At 71.3% G+C, this 19,822-nt stretch carries 12 protein-coding genes; 2 read left to right on the forward strand and 10 right to left on the reverse strand.

Features of this window, described 5'->3' with window-relative positions; all coding sequences use genetic code 11:
- Nucleotides 1–54 precede the first annotated feature (54 nt).
- From KGD87_RS32900 to KGD87_RS32930, 7 genes are all read right to left on the reverse strand, one after another.
- Nucleotides 55–1,047, reverse strand: coding sequence for an AAA family ATPase (locus tag KGD87_RS32900; protein WP_284664891.1), 993 nt, complete (start codon nt 1,045–1,047; stop codon nt 55–57).
- A gap of 130 nt (nt 1,048–1,177) precedes the next feature.
- Nucleotides 1,178–1,765 carry a hypothetical protein gene (locus KGD87_RS32905; protein ID WP_284664892.1) on the reverse strand — a complete coding sequence of 196 codons (588 nt, stop codon included), beginning with the start codon at nt 1,763–1,765 and terminating at the stop codon, nt 1,178–1,180.
- A 27-nt stretch (nt 1,766–1,792) separates the two neighbouring features.
- A complete protein-coding gene (locus tag KGD87_RS32910; protein ID WP_284664893.1) occupies nt 1,793–4,303 on the reverse strand; it encodes a BamA/TamA family outer membrane protein in 2,511 nt (836 codons plus the stop codon).
- 215 nt (nt 4,304–4,518) lie between these two features.
- On the reverse strand, nt 4,519–4,839 hold the full coding sequence (locus KGD87_RS32915; protein WP_284664894.1) for a hypothetical protein: 321 nt from the start codon (nt 4,837–4,839) through the stop codon (nt 4,519–4,521).
- Nucleotides 4,836–6,308 carry a DUF6209 family protein gene (locus KGD87_RS32920; protein WP_284664895.1) on the reverse strand — a complete coding sequence of 491 codons (1,473 nt, stop codon included), beginning with the start codon at nt 6,306–6,308 and terminating at the stop codon, nt 4,836–4,838. Before KGD87_RS32920 ends, KGD87_RS32915 begins: the two co-directional genes overlap by 4 nt.
- Before the next feature lie 102 nt (nt 6,309–6,410).
- A complete protein-coding gene (locus tag KGD87_RS32925; protein WP_284664896.1) occupies nt 6,411–7,766 on the reverse strand; it encodes a sigma-54-dependent transcriptional regulator in 1,356 nt (451 codons plus the stop codon).
- The gene (locus tag KGD87_RS32930; RefSeq protein ID WP_284664897.1) at nt 7,763–9,025 is read right to left on the reverse strand and encodes a sensor histidine kinase; all 1,263 of its coding nucleotides are present in this window, start codon (nt 9,023–9,025) and stop codon (nt 7,763–7,765) included. The genes KGD87_RS32925 and KGD87_RS32930 overlap by 4 nt, the downstream gene beginning before the upstream one ends.
- Before the next feature lie 80 nt (nt 9,026–9,105).
- Here KGD87_RS32930 and KGD87_RS32935 point away from each other — a divergent pair, with 80 nt between their 5' ends.
- Together KGD87_RS32935 and KGD87_RS32940 are read left to right on the forward strand one after the other, a co-directional pair.
- On the forward strand, nt 9,106–10,257 hold the full coding sequence (locus KGD87_RS32935) for a hypothetical protein (protein ID WP_284664898.1): 1,152 nt from the start codon (nt 9,106–9,108) through the stop codon (nt 10,255–10,257).
- A gap of 14 nt (nt 10,258–10,271) precedes the next feature.
- Nucleotides 10,272–12,440, forward strand: coding sequence for a bifunctional alpha,alpha-trehalose-phosphate synthase (UDP-forming)/trehalose-phosphatase (locus tag KGD87_RS32940; protein WP_284664899.1), 2,169 nt, complete (start codon nt 10,272–10,274; stop codon nt 12,438–12,440).
- A gap of 27 nt (nt 12,441–12,467) precedes the next feature.
- Here KGD87_RS32940 and KGD87_RS32945 read toward each other — a convergent pair whose 3' ends face one another.
- The 3 genes from KGD87_RS32945 to KGD87_RS32955 form a co-directional block, all read right to left on the reverse strand.
- The gene (locus KGD87_RS32945; protein ID WP_284664900.1) at nt 12,468–16,127 is read right to left on the reverse strand and encodes a DUF3857 domain-containing protein; all 3,660 of its coding nucleotides are present in this window, start codon (nt 16,125–16,127) and stop codon (nt 12,468–12,470) included.
- A gap of 140 nt (nt 16,128–16,267) precedes the next feature.
- Complete coding sequence (locus KGD87_RS32950; protein ID WP_284664901.1) at nt 16,268–17,023, reverse strand: arylamine N-acetyltransferase family protein; 756 nt, start codon at nt 17,021–17,023, stop codon at nt 16,268–16,270.
- Between the two features lie 73 nt (nt 17,024–17,096).
- On the reverse strand, nt 17,097–19,802 hold the full coding sequence (locus tag KGD87_RS32955) for a M1 family metallopeptidase (protein WP_284664902.1): 2,706 nt from the start codon (nt 19,800–19,802) through the stop codon (nt 17,097–17,099).
- Nucleotides 19,803–19,822: the final 20 nt, after the last annotated feature.

A 19,822-nucleotide genomic window follows, 5' to 3' on the forward strand; every position in this document is an offset into this window, starting at 1 on the left:
GAGGATGTGCTTGCGGTTACGAGGTGCAGGCACGCGTCGGTCTCCATTGGAACGCTAGGTGTTGTGATGGCTTCGGCGGTCGTGCAAGGCACTCGCGAGCTCTGCGCCTCGTACCGACGTCGTGTGGTCGAGAATGGCATTCTTGGCCGCATGTTCGCAGGCCATCGCGATCTCGGCGTGGCTGAGCCCCTCAGCGTCCTTTGCTACCGTTGCCCAATCGATGCTGCGCGTGTCGAGCAGCGAGAGCCGCCCCTGCATCACGTGCGTCGCGAGCTCGGGCGTCGGCAGCGTGTATTCAAGAACGGCGTCGAAGCGTCGGAAGAGCGCTCGATCGAGCAGGCCGACATGGTTGGTCGCGCCCAACACGAGGCTGTCGGAGTCGTCCTGCTCAAGGAACTGCAAGAACGAGTTGAGCACGCGTCGGATCTCGCCGACGTCATTCTTGCCCCCGCGTTCGCCACCGAGCGCGTCGAACTCGTCGAAGAAGTAGACGCCTCGCATCGACTGGATGGCGTCGAAGACGAGCCGGAGCTTCGCGGCGGTCTCACCCATGTACTTGGTGATGAGTCCGTCGAGCTGGATGCTGAACAGCGGCAAGCCGAGCTCGCCTGCTAGCGCAGCAGCCGTCATCGTCTTGCCCGTGCCGGGAGGCCCGACGAGCAGGAGCTTGCGTACTGGCGAGAAGCCATGTTCGCGGAGACGTTCGCGCTCGCGCTGCTCGGTCAGCACACGGTCGAGCCGGGCACGAAGGGGGGGAGTGAGCGCCATGTCACTCACTCGAGTTTTCGGGTACCCGATTGTGAGGAGGCCGGCCAGCTCGCCTCGCGGCTGGGCCAAGGGAATCGGCTTGGGGCCACGCGTGAGGACAGGCGCGCCCTTCGCTCGAGCCTTCACCTGGTCGACCAGTTCGCGGAGCTCCGTGGCGAACTTGCCGTGGCCGCTTCGTGCAGCCTGGGCGGCAACCTGCATGGCGATCGCGTAGAAGCGCGCGTCGTCGCCATCTGCGTGGCTACGGATGAGCGCCTTGACCTGAGCTGCGTTTGCCATGACGTGGATGCCTTCGTTGTATCCTGAGCACCCGCGTGGGCACCATCAGGACCCCGCCGTGCTTCCGTGAATCTTGCTGCCGAAGTCAAGGAAATGCACGTTTCCAGCCACCTTTCCCGGTGGCCGCGGCTCAGGGTGGCCGGGTGACGTCACAGCGCGTGTTGGCGTCGCGAGCGAGGTCCTCGGCCACCGAGCGCAGCAGCACGGCGCCCGTGAGGGTGTTGCCGTCCTCGCCAGACGCCTGCTGCCCCTGCGTGAGCCACGCGGCCACCCGGCCCAGGCTGGCGGCCGTCACGACGTGCAGGCGGACGCTGATGCGCACTTCATAGCGCGCGGTTGGCTCGGGCCTCTGTTCCAGGGTCCACGCCACGCGCTCCAGCGTCAGTGAAGACGGACCTTCCGGCAGGGGACGTCCATCCAGCACATAGGCGCCCTTGGAGAAGGCGAGCACCTGCGTCAGCCGGGCGGTGTCCATCCGCGCGTCGAACCAGACGGCGTTGCGCTGCCAGAGCGTCAACTCCACCTCCAGCCTCCCCGCCATGCCCAACCGGACCAGCCGGTCCAGTTCGGGCGAGACGAAGTCGAACGCTTCGGAGCGGACCATGACGCGCCGTCCAGACAACGTGGCGGTGCAGGTGGTGCGGGGCTCTTCCGCATGGACCGTGGGGGCGTGCAGGCCCGCCACGGCGATGAGCGCCGTGCCGAGCCCGCGTCCCACGTGTTGGCGTGACCCGTCCATGCGTCCTTAGAAGGTCCGCTGGAAGAGCAGCCGCGCTTCCGGCGTGGCGGTGGCCCGCTCATCCGTGCGCCACGCGACGTCCATCCGCACGTTGTCTCCGAAGTGGAGGCTGGCGCCCAGGCCGAGCCGCGCATCCGTCCAGGCGTCATCCGCGCGCACCGTGCCCAGGTCCGCGAAGACGCCCAGCGCGCTCCAGCGGTACTCCGCGCTGGTGAGCACGGACACGTCGCCGCGGTACTCCTTGAAGCCGAAGCCGCGCAGCGCCGTCCATCCGCCCAGCGCCTCGCGCTTCTGTTCGGGCAGGTGGTGGCCACCCGCGGTGCGCACGCGCAGCGACAGGCCAGTGTCCCAGCCGGTGGGCACCTCCAGCGCGAGGTCGCTCACCAGCTTCCAGAAGCGCGCGTCACCGCCCGAGCTCCCCGGACCGTTGCCCACCTCCAGCGTGAGCAGACCCCGGAGCGAGGCGCGGCTCTCCCAGTCGCCATCCCGGTCGAAGAGCGACGTCTCCGGCGTGCGGAACAGCGAGCCCACGGACGCGGCGGCGGGCACGTTGCTGGCGTACTCCATGCGCACCACCACGGAGTCGAAGCGGCCCTGCGTGACGGGCGCGTTGGGGAAGGGGGCCGAGTCGTTCCGGAACAGGGAGAAGGGGGGCGTGAAGCTGCGCATCGACTCGTAGCGGTCGCTGCGGTACTCGACGCCCGCGAGCCAGTCGTCCGCCCAGCGCCAGGTGGCGAAGGCCGTGAGGCCCTTGCGGCGGAAGTAGTCGCGGTCCGGCCGGTTGATGAGGGCCGAGTAGAGCGACGAGTCGATGTCGCCCATCCGCCACCGGTCCAGCGTGTCGGTGAAGTCGTAGACCTGCGCGCCCAGCTCCGCGAGCCCCACCCGCGGCACCTGGAGCTTCGCCCCGCCGAGCATGTTGATGCGCCGCTGGCGCCGCGTGCCTTCCGGGTCATCCGGCAGATACTGGCCACCCCACCGCAGCGGGATGGTGAGCGCGGCATCCACGGTGAGGTGCGCGCGGTCCTTCGCATCCCAGAGGCGCAGCCGCCCCGACAGGCCCGGCGAGAAGCCCGTCACCTGCGTGTGCATGGGAAGCAGGTCCACGTCGAAGTCCGGCCGCCGCGTGCGCAGGTGCACCACCAGCTTCTTGCCCTCGAGGGTGATGCTGTCGTCCGAGTTCACGTCATCCCACCAGTCGGCGAACTGCTTCCAGTTCAGCTCGAACTCCACCTGCTCCCGGTGGCGCGGCTTCGCGCGCGGTGCTTCCTGCGTGTGGTAGGCGCGGGTGCCGTCCGGCTCGCGGGTCTCGATGATGTGGGCGCGCTGGGCACGCGTGCTGTCGGAGTCCTCCACGTCCGCGGGCTCCAGGAAGGGCAGCCGCGAGGTCAGCCGCTGCACGGCGCGCTTCGCGTCACTGCGGAGGAACACGGTGCCGGGCTGCAGGTCCAGCGCGTCCTGGACACGCGCGGCGATGTCGGCGTCCACGCCGCGCACCTCGACGGACTCGAGCCGGCCTTCATCCACCGTCACCACCAGCTTGCCGTCCGGCGACCACACCGCGGACAGGCTCGCGAGCATGTAGCCGTCGTCTCGCAGGCGCTTGAGCGTGCGCTCCAGTCCGTGGGCCACGCCGCCCAGGAGGATGCCGGGGCGCAGCGTGCCGCGCTCCAGCCGGGCCACCCAGTCACGGGGCGGGTATCGCGGCGGGCAGGGCCGGACGATGGAGAGCGTGCCGCGCCGCGAGTCCACGCGCAGCGTGGCGGTGAAGGACTCTTCGTCTTCGTTCTCGTCCTCGGTGGCGAACCGGTGCGGGAGCCGGAGCAGCTCTTCGAGAACCTCGGTGGACTGCAGGTCCTGGAGCCCGTTCACCTCCACGGCGGAGACGACGGGGTTCTCCTCCAGGTGGACTTCGAGGACCGCGGGTTGAGGTGCCTCGGCCACGCGCACGCGCGGCTCCACACGGGCGAACAACCCCGAGCGAGCGAGCCGCCGGAGGAACAGGTGGAGCTCGTTCCCGCCGAGCACGTCCTGCGCGTCCGCGGGAGGCGCTCCGATGTAGGTCCGCACCTGCGCATCCGTCAGCCAGTGGAGCCCATGCAGCTCGATTCGACCGGGCGTGAGCAGGCGCCCGTCCACGGTGAGCTGGAGGGGGGACAGCACGCCGCGCTCGTCCGGACGTTCTTCCGCGTCGTCGAAGTCGTCGGGGCACGCGTTCCGTTGCTCCTTGCGAGACTCCGTGCCGACCTGGGCCGCGTGCGACGAGCGGTCCTGTGCGGCGGAGGTTCGCGCGTCGTCCCGCGTCTCCTGGGCCTGCGCGGGGCGCACGTCGCGCGGCGTCACCTGGGCGTTCGTGGGGGGCGCCGCGACGGGCTGGGCTTCATCCTGCGTGGAGGGCTGCGCGGCGGTGGTGTGGGGCACCTCCGCCGGGGCCGTGGAAGCCCCGGTCGCCGGCAGCGTGGGCTGGGCGAGCGCGGTGGCGGTGAAGAAGCAAACGAGGAGAGCGAAGCGGTTCATGCACGCAGGGAGAGCACGCGCCGTTCCAGCCAAAGGCTCTGGGCAAGTGCTCGAAAGGACGAGGACCGGGCAGCCGCGTCGATGTCAGGGACACATCCGGATGTGAATTCGTGATGTGATACTGACATCGCGCGCGGCGATTGCACGCGGCCTCGACACGGCGTGCCGCCGTCCCAGCGGCATCCGGCGAATATTGCTGCCGGGCCGAGCCGCCTTCAGGAAGCGCGGCCGGTGTACTCGGCCTGGTGCGTCTCCCACCACGACAGCCAGTCACGCCGGGTGGCGTCGAGCTTCCCCACGATGCCATCCCCGAACGTGCTGAGGCCGGTGATGCGGCGCAGGGCGGCGCCCCAGAAGAGGCTGCCTTCGCGGTAGCGCTCGACAATCAGGGGCACGGCGGGGCGTCCCAACGCCACGAGCGCCTCGAAGGAGGGGTGGTTCAGGAAGACGTACGGGTTGGACGCCTCTCGGTGCTCGGCGCAGTGTGCTTCCCACTCCTTCGCGAGCTGGTCGAAGCGGGCAGCGACATCACTCATGAGGCATTCACCGGGGACTGGCGGGGACGCACGTAGACGCGCACCGGCTCACCATATGAAGGACCGCTGAGGTCGTCAGCGCTGTTGTGCCGGATGAGGGGCTGCGTGCCAATCTTGCTCGTGAAGCGGCCCTGGTCGTCCATCAGCGCGCCGTGCGTCACCTCGAGGGGGCCCGTGCCGCTCCTCGGCTTGAGTCCGTAGATGACGACCTTCTCCAGGTCCGGGTCGTGGCTGAGGTCCACGGTGTCCAGGGGCTTGAAGCCCTTGTCCGCGTACAGCTTGTCGAAGTCCTCCACCTTCGTTCCCGGCCACACCCATTCGTCGCGGACACCCACCGTCCAGGCGATGCAGTTGTAGCGCTGCGTGGACGGGCCGATGCCGACGAACTTCTCCTCGGTGAGGTTGGGGAAGCTCTTGCTGCGGAGCATCTCCGCCTTCCAGGACGGGTCCGCGTCGTCACGGGCGGTGCCGATGTCGAACGTGAAGTTCTTCCCGAAGGACGAGTCCCAGCCCGTGGCGCCTTCCCCCTGGCCCTTGAACCACAGCGACACCTGCGTCGCCTCCAGGGGAATCTTGAGCGAGGGCATGAACATCGCGCCCGGCTTGCCCGCCGCGTCTGGCGTCACGGTGAGCGGCACGTCGAGGGGCGGCTCGCCGTTGAAGGACACGGAGGCCACCACGTCCGAGGGCATCTTGCCGATGAGCGCGGCGAGCCGATCCTGGTCGTAGGCGAGCTTCAGCGTGTCGCCCGCGCGCAGCGAGCCCTCGACCGTCGTCTTCCAGTCGTCCGAGAAGACGATTGTGGCCGCTTCCGGCGGCGCCACCGCCGCGTCGTAGCTCGGGTCCCACTGGTTGCTGACCCGTCCGCTCGCGTCCGTGGTCCGGATGGACATGCGCACCAGGCCGAAGGCGTCCTGGGGCAGGTCGAACGTCGCCGGAGTCGGGTTCAGCTTGCCGGTGGCCGGGTCGCGGGTGCCGTCGGACAGGGGCACGACCGTCTCGGTGCCGCCCGGCACCATGCGCCACACCAACTCCAGCTTCTCTGTCGACTTCATGACGCGCGATGGGTCGAGCGTCACCGTCAGCGGCTTGCCCGCCTCGGCGTGGAAGGAGGGGCCTCGGCCGCCTCCTGGGGGCAGGGTGACGCGGCCCTGGCCTTCCACGAACGCGGTGCCGGAGCGTTGACCGTTGGCGCCGAAGTGCGCGGCGTACCCCGTGGCGGCGTGCACCTGCGGCTGGAGGTCCGCGGCCTTCGAGGGCGGCGGCTCCACGCGTGCGGCCTGGGCGCTGGTACCCGTCAGCAGGGTGGCCTTCCGGGCGCCGCCGCGCGCTTCGAACTGGTCGACCTGGGCCCGGGCCGTGGGCGCTCCCCGCGCGGAGGCGCGTCCGGCGCGCTCACGCTCCTGAGGGGAGGCCGCGGGCGTCGGGGTGGGGGGAGCGAAGGTGGAGCGGCCGATGCGGTTCGACATGGAGACAGCACTCCCGGTGGGGGTGGCCCTGGGGCGGGCGGGGGCCCGGCCTCCATTATCGCGCGGGAATTCCCGGGGTTGCGTCGCACCCCTGGCGTGGCTTCAGGTGACGGGAAGTCCGAGCGCCTTGATGCGCCGGTAGAGGTTGCCCCGGTCGACCTGCAGCAGCCGCGCGGCCCCGGCAATGCTTTCGCCTTCCTGGAGCGCCGCGCGGATGAGCTCGCGCTCGAAGTCCTCCACGTGCTCGCGGTAGCTCTTCTGTCCCAGGGAGGGGCGGCTGGCCGCGGCGGCGGCTTGCGGCGGCGCGGCGACGAGCTCCGGACCGAGTGTGAGTGGGCCCTCTCCCCGGAGCAGGTTGAGGCGCTCGATGAGGTTGCGCAGCTCGCGCACGTTGCCCGGCCACGCATAGGCGCGCAGCGAGGTCTCCGCGCCAGGCGCGAGCACGAGTGGCACCTGCGGCCCGGCGAACTCCGCCGCGAAGGCGCGCGCCAGGGGGAGCAGGTCCTCCGGCCGCTCGCGCAGGGGTGGCACCTGGAGCGGCATCACGTTGAGGCGGAAGTAGAGGTCCTGCCGGAAGCGGCCCTCCTTCACCGCGCGGGCGAGGTCCTGGTGCGTGGCCGCGACGACGCGCGCGTCCACCGGCACGGGCAGGCTGCCGCCCAGCCGCTCCACTTCCTTCGTCTCCAGGACGCGCAGCAGCTTGGCCTGGAGCTCCAGCGGCATGTCGCCCAGCTCGTCGAGGAACAGCGTGCCGCCGTGCGCCTGTTCGATGCGGCCCGCGCGCCGCGACAGCGCGCCGGTGAAGGCGCCCTTCTCGTGGCCGAACAGCTCGCTCTCCAGCAGGGTGGAGGGAATGGCCGCGCAGTTGACGGCGACGAGTCGGCCCTTGCGTCCCGACGCGAGGTGCAGCGCCCGCGCGACGCGCTCCTTGCCGGTGCCCGTCTCGCCGGTGATGAGGATGGCGGTGTCGCTGGGGCCCACGCGCGCGATGAGCTGGCGCAGGGACGCCATGCCGGGGCTGTCCCCCACCAGGTGGCCGGGGCGGGCCAGCGCGTCCAGCAGTCGCTCGCGCTCTTCCTGGAGCGAGCCCAGCGCCAGCGCGTTGCGCACGGCGGTGAGCAGCCGCTCGGGGGAGGGCGGCTTCTCCACGAAGTCCGTCGCGCCCAGCCGCAGCGCCTGCACGGCCTCGGCGGGAGACGCCTCTCCGGACAGCACCACCACGGGCGCGGGGAAGGGCCGGGGCAGCCGCGCGAGCAGCTCCAGGCCCGTCTCGCCCGGCATGCGCAGGTCGAGCAGCATCATCGCCGGGGGGCCTTCGGGCGCGTCGAGCAACCGGGAGGCCTCCGCGGCGGAGCAGGCCTCCACGGGCGTGAAGCCCTCGTCGCTCAGCAGCCCGCGCAGGGCCCTGAGGACGCCAGAGTCGTCATCGACGATGAGGATGCGAGGGCCGGGCTTCATGGGGACGGAGGCGGGGTGAGGGGCAGCTCCACGCGCGCGAGCGTACCGCCTCCAGGCGCGGGCTCCAGGCGCAGGTCGCCACCGTGCTCGTGGACGATTTTCTGGGAGATGGGCAGGCCCAGGCCACTGCCGCCGGGCTTGGTGCTGAAGAGGCCGCGCGTGAGGGCGGGGCCTTCGAGGACGGTGGGGACGCCGCTGCCCCCATCCGCCACGGTGACGCGCACGGTGCCCGGCCGAGGCGACTCCAGCGTGACGTGGACCGGCGCGGTGTGGGCGGAGGAGGCCTCGGTGGCGTTCTTCACCAGGTTGCCGAAGAGGCGGCGCAGGCCATCCGGGTCCGCGCGCAGCGTGGCCTCGTCGCCAGGCCGCAGCACCACGGGCACGGGGGACGTGCCCGCGTACAGGGCGCACACCTCGGCCAGCAGCGGGCGCAGGGGAACGTCCTGGAAGCGCGGCGCGGGCAGGCGCGCGAAGGTGGAGAAGCTCTGGGTCATCCGCATCAGCAGGTCCACCTCCTCCTGGAGGAGGGCCACGGCCTCGGTGATGCGGGTGGTGTCGTGGGGCGTGGCCGCATCCGTCCGGTTCAGACGCGCGAGCGACAACTTCATTGCGGTGAGGGGGTTCTTCAGCTCGTGGGCGAGCGCGCGGGCCACGTCCTGCCAGGCGGCAATCTGCTCCGCGGACTTGAGGCGCTCGCGCTGCGACAGCAGCTCCTGGCCCATGCGGTTGAACTGGCCCAGGAGGAACTGCAGCTCGTCACGCGGAGGCTCGGGGGCGGCGAGCCGCACGGAGAGGTCGCCGCGCGCATAGGCCCACATTCCTTCCGTGAGCGTGCGCACCGGACGCGTGAGGGCCCGCCCGAGCAGCACCGAGGCCACCGTCAGCGCCGCGCCCGACACGAGCACCAACGCGGTGATGAAGGCGGGCACGCGGCGCACCAGGGCGCGGCGCGCCAGCTCCGCCTGCGCGAGGTTGAGCCGCGCTTCGTTGAGCGAGTCCTGTGGCAGCTCCCGCCGCGTGAGCTCCGAGGCGACCTCCTCCAGCACGCCCTCCACCGGGGAGATGGACACCGACAGCACCCGCTCCAGCGCGGCCTGCGCCAGCACGCCGAGCAGCACCAGCGGCACCCAGCCCGCGAGCAGCATCACCGCCAGCAGCCGGCGCCGGAAGCGAGGCGCCGGCAGCGGGAGGTCCGCGGCGTGTCCAAGGCCCACCCTGTCACCGTGCGTACGGGCCTCTTTGGGCGCTGCGGCGTGCATGGGACGGTTCATACCGCATCCGGGCGCGGGCCCGGTGCCGAGTCCCTGGCGCGGAGACTCTGGTAGGCTGCACGGCTCCGATGCCTCGTCTCCTCGCGCCCTCCCAGGGCTGGCTGTTCAGTCCGGGAGTGGACCTGTCCGTCTTCGCTGGCAGCGCGCTCGTCTCCGTGGCTTTCGTGCTCGCGGCGCCCTGGCTCGGCGTGGCGGGCGGCACGCCGCTGTGGGCCTGGCTGCTCTTCGTCGTCTGCGTGGACGTGGCCCACGTCTGGTCCACGCTGTTTCGCACCTACCTGGACCCGGACGAGCTGCGGGCCCGTCCCGGGCTCTACCTGGGCGCGCCGCTGGCCGCCTATGTGGCAGGCGTGCTCGCGTACCTGGTGTCGCCGGGCACGTTCTGGACGCTGTTCGCCTATGTCGCGCTCAGCCACTTCGTGCGGCAGCAGTACGGCTGGGTGGCGCTGTACGGACGCAAGGCGCGCGTCTCCCCGCTGGAGCGGCGCCTGGATGCCGCCGCCGTCTATGCCGCCACGCTGGGTCCTGTCATCTGGTGGCATGCGAACCTGCCGCGCGACTTCTGGTGGTTCGTGCCGGGGGACTTTTTGTCCGGCCTGCCGTCCTGGGCGGGCACCGTGGGGTTGGGGCTCCACGCGGGGGTGCTCGTCGCGTGGGTCGGCTTCCAGGTCGCGCGCGTGGTGCGCGGCGAGGGCGTGCAGGCGGGCAAGGTGCTGCTGGTGGTGGCGACGTGGGTGGCGTGGTTCGGCGGCATCGTCATCGCGCGGGACGACTTCACCTTCACGGTGATGAACGTGGTGCTGCACGGCGTGCCGTACTTCGCGCTGCTCTTCCGCTATGCGCGGGGACGCCTGGAGGAAGGTGGCTACGGCGCGGGGGCGGCGCTGCTGCGCGCGGGGCTGCCGGGCTTCCTGCTGTTCCTGGTGGCGTTGGCCCTGGCGGAGGAGTTCCTGTGGGACCAGGCCGTGTGGCGTGAGCACGGCGCGCTCTTCGGCGAGAGCCCCGTGACGCTGCCGCCGGACGTGCTGTCGCTCGTGGTGCCGCTGCTCGCGCTGCCGCAGGCCACGCACTATGTGCTGGATGCCTTCGTGTGGAAGCCGGGCCGGCAGCCCGCGTTGCTGTCCCGCCTGGGCTGGGCACCGATGGCCACCCGACACCAGGGTCCATCATCTGGCATGAAGCCCGATTCGACCATGGTCATTCCGGTCCAGAGTGACTAATGCAGGAGGGGCCTATGTCCCGACTCCTACTCGTCTCGAATCGGCTTCCTGTCACCGTCAAGGTGGAGAAGGACACTGTCTCCGTGGTCCGCAGCGCGGGAGGCCTGGCCACTGGCCTTCGCCGTCCGCACGAACGCTCGGGAGGGCTGTGGATTGGCTGGCCCGGGGATGTCTCCCGCCTGACGGAGAACCAGCGCGCCCGCGTGGACGCCCAGCTCGCGGAGCAGCGCTGCGTGCCGCTGACGCTGTCCGCCAGCGAGGTGAGCCGCTACTACGAAGGCTACTCCAACCGCGTCCTGTGGCCGCTGTGCCACTACATGCTGGAGCGCATCCCGCGCCAGGACCGCGATTGGGAGGTGTACCGCAAGGTCAACGAGCGCTTCGCGGACCTGGTGGCGAAGCACTACGAGCCCGGGGACACCATCTGGGTCCATGATTACCAGCTCATGCTGGTGCCCGGCATGCTGCGCCAGCGGCTGCCCGGCGCGCGCATCGGCTACTTCCACCACATCCCCTTTCCGTCGTCGGAAATCTTCAGCACGCTGCCGCGCCGGCGTGAGCTGCTGAAGGGGCTGCTGGGCGCGGACCTCATCGGCTTCCACACGGTGAACTACGTGCGGCACTTCTCCGGAGCGCTGCTGCGGCACCTCGGGCTGGACACGGACATCGACCGCGTCATCTGGGAGGGGCGCGAGGTGCGCGTGGGGGCCTTCCCCATGGGCATCGACGCGCAGGCCTTCGAGTCCATCGCGAGCGAGCCCGGCATGCTGGAGGAGGTGGTGAACCTGCGCCGCTCCTCCGAAGGCCAGCGCATCCTGCTGGGCATCGACCGGCTGGACTACACCAAGGGCATTCCGCGGCGCCTCCTGGCGGTGCAGCGCGTGCTGGAGCGAACGCCCGCGTGGCGTGGCCGCCTGCGCTTCATCCAGGTCGCGGTGCCCAGCCGGACCCAGGTGGAGGCGTACGCCAACTACCGCGAGCTGGTGAACGAGCTGGTGGGGCGCATCAACGGGCTGTACGGCACGGTGCACAACGTGCCGGTGCACTACCTCTACCGCTCGTTCAACGAACGGCAGCTCGTGGGCCTGTACCGGGGCGCGGACGTGATGCTCGTCACCCCGGTGCGGGACGGGATGAACCTGGTGGCGAAGGAGTTCTGCGCGGCGCGGCCGGACGACGACGGCGTGCTGGTGCTCAGCGAGTTCGCGGGCGCCGCGGCGGAGCTGGGGGGCGCGCTCATCGTCAACCCCTACGACGTGGACGCCATGGCGGACGCCATCGAGAAGGCGCTGGGGATGGCGGAGGAGGAGCGCCGCACGCGCATGCACACGCTGCGAAAGCAGGTGAAGTCGCGGGACGTGCACTGGTGGACGTCGTCCTTCCTGGACCGGCTCCAGTCGCTGCCCGCGGTGGCCGTGCGCGCGGAGGCGGGCGCGCCCGAGGCGCTGGCGCGGATGAAGCAGGCGGAGCGGCTGCAACTGCTCCTGGACTACGACGGGACGCTGGTGGGCTACGCGCCCCGGCCGGAGCTGGCCGCGCCGGACGCGGCGCTGAAGGCGCTATTGGCGAAGCTGGTGGCCCGGCCCGGAATCTCGGTGAGCATCGTCAGCGGCCGGCCCAAGGAGACGCTGGAGGAGTGGCTGGGCGACCTGGCCATGGGCCTGTATGCCGAGCACGGTCTGTGGTCCCGCCCGGCGCCGGGTGAGACGTGGCGGATGCTGGAGGGCGTGACGTTCGACTGGAAGGAGCGCGTGCGGCCCGAACTGGAGGCCTTCTCCGCGCGCGTGCCGGGCTCCTTCGTGGAGGAGAAGACGGCGTCGCTGGCGTGGCACTACCGCCTGGTGGACGCGGAGTTCGGCGCCATCCAGTCCCGCGAGCTGCGGCTGTACCTGGCGGAGAAGTTCGCCGGGCAGTCCATGGACATCCTCCCCGGGGACAAGGTGGTGGAGATTCGTCCACAGGGGGTGCACAAGGGCCGCGTGGTGGGTGATGCAACGAAGGGCGCGGCGCCCGGCGCCCTCGTGGTGGCCATGGGCGATGACCGCACGGACGAGGACCTCTTCGCGTCCATTCCGCCCGGCGGGCTCACCATCCACGCGGGCAACAAGCCCACGCGCGCGGCGTTCCGGGTGAAGGGCCCCACCGAGGTCCGCGCGCTGCTGGCGGGGCTGCTGGAGCCGTAGCCGCTCCAGGAGCCCGCCCAGGGTTCGCTACGGCGTCGAGGACGCGGTGCGGTTGGCCGCGTTCTGGATGAACACCCGGCGGCCGAAGGCGCGGTCCACGCGGCCGAGGAACTCACGGAACGCGAGGTAGTCGTCCGCGGACACGCGCGCGGTGGTGAGGGCCACCTCGCCCTCGGCCACCAGCTTGCCGCCCTCCAGGCGGTAGCTCAGCTTGAGGTGGCCGAACTTCGTCGTCTCCTCCACCGCCTGGGGCAGCTCCGCCACCGTCCAGCCGGCGGGCAGCGCGTAGCGCAGGAGGAAGCCGTTGGTCCACGGGCTGGACATCACCAAATCAAAGCGGCGCTGGGCCAGCGACGCATAGGCCTGCTGGTAGGTGCGCCCGGTGCCGAAGGGCAAGAAGCGCATGCCATTGGGCAGCACCTCCGAGTAGCGCGGGATGCTCATCTTGAAGTCCAGCGCCACGTCGTCGTCCAGCCGCGTGGTGTCGCTCAGCTTCACCTCGTGCACCGTGAGGCCGGGGAAGCTCTGCGCCCAGGCGCGCTCGAAGGTGGACTTGCGCGTGGCCTCCGGCCGGTAGGCGCGGCGGTAGTCGGGCGCGTGCTGCCCGCCCACGGAGCTGGCGCCGGTGATTTCGGCGCCGCCGTCCGCGCGGAGCGTCACGTCCAGCGACATGCGCGTGGCGTTGTCCGCCGCCTTCGCCTCCGGCGTGGTGAGGAAGGTGCTCTTGCCGTTGGGCTCCACCACCAGCACGTTGGCCACCCGGTCCGCGCTGGGCAGCTCGTTGGCGCCGTGGAACTCCGCGGTGCCGTCCAGGTACAGGTCGAACTTGGGCACGTAGGCGATGGCGTGGTTGAAGGCCGCCAGGCTCGCGGGCTCGTCGCCAATGGCGCCCAGGTTGCGCATGCGCAGCAGCACCAGCCGGCTCTCCACGCCCGCCACCTGCAGCATGGAGTGGATGAGGCTCGCCTTGTCCTTGCAGTCGCCGAAGCGGCGCGCCAGCACCCGGTCCACGCGGTAGGGCTTGAAGCCGTGGATGCCGAACTCCAGCGCCACGTAGCGCGTGTTCGTCACCACGAAGTTGTAGATGGCGCGCACCACCGCCAGCTCATCCTTCCGGTCCACGCCCTGGAGCACCTGCTCCACCGTCTGCCGCAGCTCCGCGTTGGGCTGGAGTTGGTCGCGCACCAGGCCCCACCAGTAGCGGCCCACCTGGTCCCACGTCTGGTAGGTGGAGACGTGGAGGTTCTGCGCCACCTCCGCCCAGCCGGGCATGCCGGGCTCCGGCACGACCTTGGCGACGTGCTTGGAGCTCCAGCGGTACAGCACGCGGCCGGCGTCCAGCGGCTCCTGCGCGCTCGCCACGCCGGTCAGCTTGCTCTTGTTCCAATACAGGGGCCGCTCCTTCGGCATGTCCACCAGGTACTGGAAGCGCACCTTCGGGTAGACGCCCTGCACGCTCTCCACGTCACCCCAGTAGTCCGACAGGAGGTTGTCCTGCGCGGTGTCGTCCAGGCGGTACGTCAGCTCCAGCGTGTCGCCCGCCGCCAGGGAGGGGAAGGAGAGAATCTTGGCGCGGGCGTCGTAGTACATGCCCGTCCACGGCTCGTTGATGTTGCGCTCGTTCTCACCGTAGCTCTCCACCACGGAGCCGTCCGCCTTGATGACGCGGGCGCGCAGCACGCGCACTTCCTGGCGGTCCGGCGAATAGGTGACGGGGATGGTGCGGAACGCGTCCACGCCGCGCGCGTTGAAGACCTTGACCGCCGTCTGGCGCAGGCGGCTGGACAGGCCGCTCTGCTGGACGCGCACGTAGGTGTTGTCCACCAGGTAGAGGGCGTCCTCGTGGACGTAGGCCTCCGCCTCCTTGGCCAGCGGCTGGGCGTCCACCAGGTACTGCATGCCGGTGCCGGTGCTCTCCCCCTTGAGCGTGCGCAGGGCCTCCTTCAGGCCCGGGTTCTGCGGGCGCAGCACCAGGGAGCGCTCGAACGAGGCCAGCGCGGGCTCGCGGCGGCCCGCGGCCAGCAGGGCGCGGCCCTCGCGCTCGTAGACCTCCGGCTCGTCCGGGGACAGCGCGCGGGCCTCGGCGAAGAGGGCGACGGCTTCCTCCACCGCGCCGTTGCTGGCCTTCAGCTCCGCCAGCCGCACGCGGGAGCCATTGTCGAAGGGGTTGAGCTTCACGAGCTGCGCGTACTCGCGCTGGGCGGACTCCACCTGTCCGGCCTCCGCCAGCATCGTGGCGAGCATGTGGCGCATGGTGGTGTCGTCGAAGCGCAGCGCCAGCACCACGCGCATCCGGTCCATGGCCTCGCGGCCGCGGTCGAGCTGCCGGGACACCTGCGCCGCGGCGCGCACCGCGCGAGGCACGCGGGGCTGCAGGCGGAACGTCTCCTCCCTCAGGGCGTGGGCCTTGGGGCGCTCGCCCAGGGCCTCATGCGCGCGCGCCAGCACCAGCCGCGCGTTGACGTCATCCGGCGTCTTCTCCAGCACGGGCGCCACCAGCGGCTGCACGCGCTCGGGGTGGCCGCGGTCCAGCTCGTGGTCGGCCAGGGCCACGCGCGCCTCCGGCATGGCGGGGTCGGCGGCGATGGCGGCTTCCAGGAAACGGCGGCGCTCGTTCAGGTCATCCCGCTGCGCCTGGGCGGCGAGCAACTGGAGGCCGGCGTCCTTGGGGGCTTCCTCGGCGGCGCGCGCGGCCTCGGCGCTGGCGGTGTGCTCGCGCTCGTCGTAGGCGCGGAAGAAGCTCAGCACCCGGGCGTAGTCGCCGCGCAGCGCGGCGTCATCCGGGTTCTTCTCCACCAGGGCCCGCAGGGCGGAGGTGAGGGTGGGCAGCGCCTGGGGCTGGGGCGCGGCGCCGCGCTCCAGGGCGGGCGCCTTCGCCGGCAGCGTCGCGCGCACGGTGGACGACTCCTGGCGCAGGTAGAAGCCCAGCGGGCCGGACTCCTGGCACACCTTCACGAGCACGCGGTTGAGGCCCTTGCGCAGCTTCACGGACACGCGGGACTGGTCCGGGCGCGGCAGGTTGTAGCGGTCCTCCTTCGCGGCGAGCTGCCCGTTCACCCACAGGCGGAAGGCGCCGGAGGTGCCCACGCCCAGCGACACGCGTGACTCCTGGGGCGCCTCCAGCCAGGTGACGGCGTAGGCCACGGCCTCGCGGTTGGGGCGGATGGCGGTGGCCAGGTCGATGTAGCCATCCGCGGTGTTCGCCGTCAGCCTGCGCCAGGTGGTGTTGCCGCCCTTGGCCGCGGGGTAGGTGGCGGACAGGTCCAGGTTGGCGGCCTCGGGGCCGAAGTCGGTGTCACAGCCGGCCTTGCCTTCGTTCTCGAAGCCGCCGGTGACGTAGTAGTCGCCCACGTAGCCCAGCCACTGCTTCACCTCGTTGGCGCGCACCAGCCGGCCCCGGGCGCGCTCGGTGTCCAGCAGGAGCATCTGCGCGGTGGCGCGGGTGTTCGCGTCGGAGCCGCGGCGGGAGGCTACGTAGGCGTAGGTGCTCAGCAGGGGCGTGAGGTCCTCCACCTCGTCCACCAGCGCGTGCATCTTCAGCAGGCTGGCGGCGCCTCGGGGGGAGGAGGCCTGCTTCATCGCCTCGGCCGCATGGACGCGAGCGGTCTCATCCGCGGCCGGCTTCGCCTGCGCCCACAGCGGGCAGGTGAGCACGAAGACTGCGGCCAGCAATGTGAAGCGGGACATCCGTTCTCCTGGGTGGGCGGCTGCGGTGAGGGGCGCCAGCCCCGGGCAGGGGCGTCGACGCGGATGAACAGGCGAACCCTTCAAGGGCTTCCCCTGCATGGCCATCGTACGATGGAGGATGGGGTGAGGAGAGGTGCGTCCTACGTGGGGATGGGGAGGATGACGCCGAAGTGTTCGACGAGCGCGCGCCGCAGGGCGTCTTCGTCGGCGAGGGGCTGCTCCGTCCGGACCCCGCTCCGGGTCAGGACGAGCGTGCCCTCCTTGGCGGTGACGCGTCCCTCCGGCGTCGCCCGGGTGCACAGCCGCCGCTGGGTGAAGATGGAGTCCGGGGAGGTCTGGTGGTAGCGGCACATGCCCTCGAAGTCCGCGAGCTGGCGGGGCACGAGGGAGAGGCGGTACTCCGCCTCCCAGCCGGAGGGCTTCTCACACCAGAGGATGAGGTCGTCACCCGCTGGGGAGAGCCGGTAGGCGCGGCCGGCGCGCACCTGGACGTCGTGGGTGTCCAGGCGCAGGGGCTCGGTGAAGCACTCACCGAAGCCGACATCCGCCAACCAGCGTCCCTGGTCGTCTTCCACCTGGAGGGCCAGGTGGTCGAAGTCGGGGCCGTAGGCGCTGCCGTCCGGTGACGTGGCGACGCCCGCGGACAGCAGCGTCACCCGGTGGCCCAGCGCCGTCAGCAGCCGGGCGAAGAGGCCGTTGAGCTCGTAGCAGAAGCCGCCGCGCCGCTGGACGACGACCTTCTCGAAGAAGGCGTCCGTGTCGAGCCGGATGGGCCGCTTCAGGTGGATGTCCAGGTTCTCGAAGGGCACGGCCTCCAGGTGGGCCCGGTGCAGCCCCGCGAGGGACTGCGCCGACCCCACGCCGATTCGCTCCAGGTAGCGCGCGACGTCGAACATGCGTGCATGTCTAACGCACTCCGGGCCGGCGAGGCGATGCGCCATGGGGGCACCTCGCCCGCCGTTGAAGCCGTCAGCGCGCGCCCGACAGCGCGGGGGGCTGCTTCAGGAAGTCCCTGACGCTCTGCTCGTTCAGCGTGCTGGAGGCGGCGCAGAGGCGGATGGACTCCAGGGCGCGGGTGAGGGCGCGAGGCGCGTTCTCCAGCTTCGCCGCGCGGGGCGTGAGGAAGGCCTCCGCTTCGGCGGCGGTCTGCTCATCGCACAGCGTGCCCACCAGTCCAATGAGCCCGGCGACTTCGTCCGAGCGCATCCGGCTGGCGAGCGCGTCGAAGTGCTCCTGGTAGAACGTCCAGGCGAGCGCCCGCGTCCGCGGCGTCGTGATGGCCCCCGCGAGGATGGGCCGGGTGTCGCGCACGTCGAACTCGCTGCCGGCCACCAGCGCGAGCGCCTCGCGCGCGAGCGCAGGGTCCCGGAAGGCGCCCAGGGTGGTGAAGACACGGCTGCGCTCGGTCCGGTCCTCGGTGGCGCGGGCGCGAGCGAGCAGCGTGTCGAAGAGGCCCTTGTCGCCGTTCCGAGCCGCGACCCTCAGCGCGAGGGGAACGGCCTCCGGATGGACGGACTTCCGGTCCGCCAGCCACGCCGTCACCAGTCGGTTCGCTTCCCGGACCAGGGCCGGGTCCTCTCCGCCCAGCGCCGCCAGCGCCAGGAGGTGGGGGCGCAGCGACTTCACCGCGTCGTCGTCACCGGGCTTGGGCTCCCAACCCAGCGCGCGGGCTTGCGGGCCGTACAGCGCGGCGACCCACTGCCGATAGCGCGCGCGCTCATCGTCGGACAGCCGCTCCTCGTGCACGAAGTTCAGGAGCCAGGCGCCGCGCTGCCGGATGAGGCGGTGTTCAGCCTTGGCCGTGGTGGGGACGTAGCGCAGGACCTCACCCAAGGGCAGGTCACCCCGGCGCACCCCGGCCTCCATGTCGGACAGCAGGCTCAGTCGCTCGCGCACCGTCAGCGCCTCCTCGGGCGCGGCCAGCACGCGGGTGAGCTGCGCGGGCGTGTAGCCGGAGCGGTAGTAGCCGGTGCCACCCGCGTTGAGCAGCACCCAGGACGGGCAGCTCTTGCCGGGCAGCGCCAGCTCGCCCGTGGTCCCGGTGAGCAGCGTGCATGTGCGCTCGGACGTCTTGCCGGAGCCAGCGCGCACGCACACCGGGATGGTCCACGTCTGGTCCTTGCTGGCGGTGGAGCCCGCGGGGACGTAGCGCTCCTGGGTGAATTTCAGCTTCGCGGGCGCGCCCGGCTGGCATTGCAGCTCGGCGGCGATGCGCGGCGCGCCCGGCTGGTCGATGAAGCTGCGGAAGGCGCGCGCGACGTCCGGCCCCGCGGCGTCCGACAGCGTGGCGGCGAAGTCTTCCGACGTGGCCACGCCCCATGCGTGCTTCTGGATGTGGCCGCGCAGCAGGTCGCGCATGCGCTCCTCACCGAGCCACGCCTCGAACATGTCGATGATGGCCGAGCCCTTGGCGTACGTGGTGCCGTTGTCGAACGCGCCCAGCACCTCGTCATGCGTGTTGGCGGGCTTGCGCACCGGCAGGGTGGCGGCGAGCGCGTCCGTGTCCAGCGCGAAGAGCGCGGACTGGGTGCCCTGCTCCAGGCCAAAGCCCCAGCTCGGGTCGAACGGGTCCACCGTCTTGCGGTCCAGCCACGAGGTGAGCGACTCGTTGAGCCAGATGTCGTCCCACCACTGGCAGGTGACGATGTTGCCGAACCAGTAGTGCCCCAGCTCGTGGTTGGCGATGTTCACGTACCACTTGCGGCGCGCGAGCGTCTCCTCGCCGGGGCGGATGAGCGTCAGGGGCTGCCCGAGCGCCACGAGGCCCGGGTGCTCCATGGTGCCCCAGTAGCGCGGCACCACCGCCACATCGAGCTTCTCGTAGGGGTACGGCATGTCGAAGTAGTCTTCAATCAGCGTGACGATGCGCGGCGTGACGCTGGCCGCGTAGGCCGTCTCCGCTCCCCGGCCGCGAGGCACGATGAAGCGCAGCGGCGCGGCGTCGCGGCCCGCGGTGCCCGCGTCCACCACGTCGAAGGGGCCCACCACGAACGCGACGAGGTAGCTGGGCATCGGCTTGCTCTCGGCGAACGTGACGCGCGCGAGGCCCTCCGACAGCTTCTCGCGCGAGACGATGGGGTGGTTGGCGAGCGCGACGTGGTCCTCCTTGGCGGTGATGCGCAGCGTCCAGGGCACCTTGAAGCCCGGCTCGTCGAAGCAGGGGAAGGCGCGGCGCGCGTCGACGGGCTCGAAGAAGGTGTAGAGGTAGGGCTCGCCGCCTTCCTCCACGGCGTAGAGGCCCTGGCTGCGCTCGCGGTCGACCTTGCCGGTGAAGATGAGGTGGATGCGCGCCTTGCCAGGCGCGAGCGCTTCGGGGAGCAGCAGGCCGAGCCGCCCTTCGCTGGCGGTGACGGGGCGGGCCTCCAGGGTGCGGCCTCCCGCTTCGACGCGGGCCTGCGAGACTTCCAGGTCCTGCCCGTGCAGCCAGACCTGGCGCAAAGGCTCGCTCACGTCCACGTCGATGCTGACGCTGCCGGAGAAGGTGGGCTCGGCGGGCAGCAGCTTCAGGTCGAGCGCGTAGCGCGTGGGGCGGACCGAGTCGGGCAGCCGCAGCGCGGGAGGCTGGGGTTCGGGCCATTCAGGGGTTGTGGCCACGGGAGCGGCGGGGGGCGGCTCGGGCGCGTGGGCGCAGCGGAGGACGGCGACCGCGAGGACGAGTGGGAGGAGCGAGCGCATGGGTTGACGCTAACGCCAGT

The sequence above is a fragment of the Myxococcus sp. SDU36 genome, from assembly GCF_030168875.1.
Lineage (GTDB): Bacteria > Myxococcota > Myxococcia > Myxococcales > Myxococcaceae > Myxococcus > Myxococcus vastator.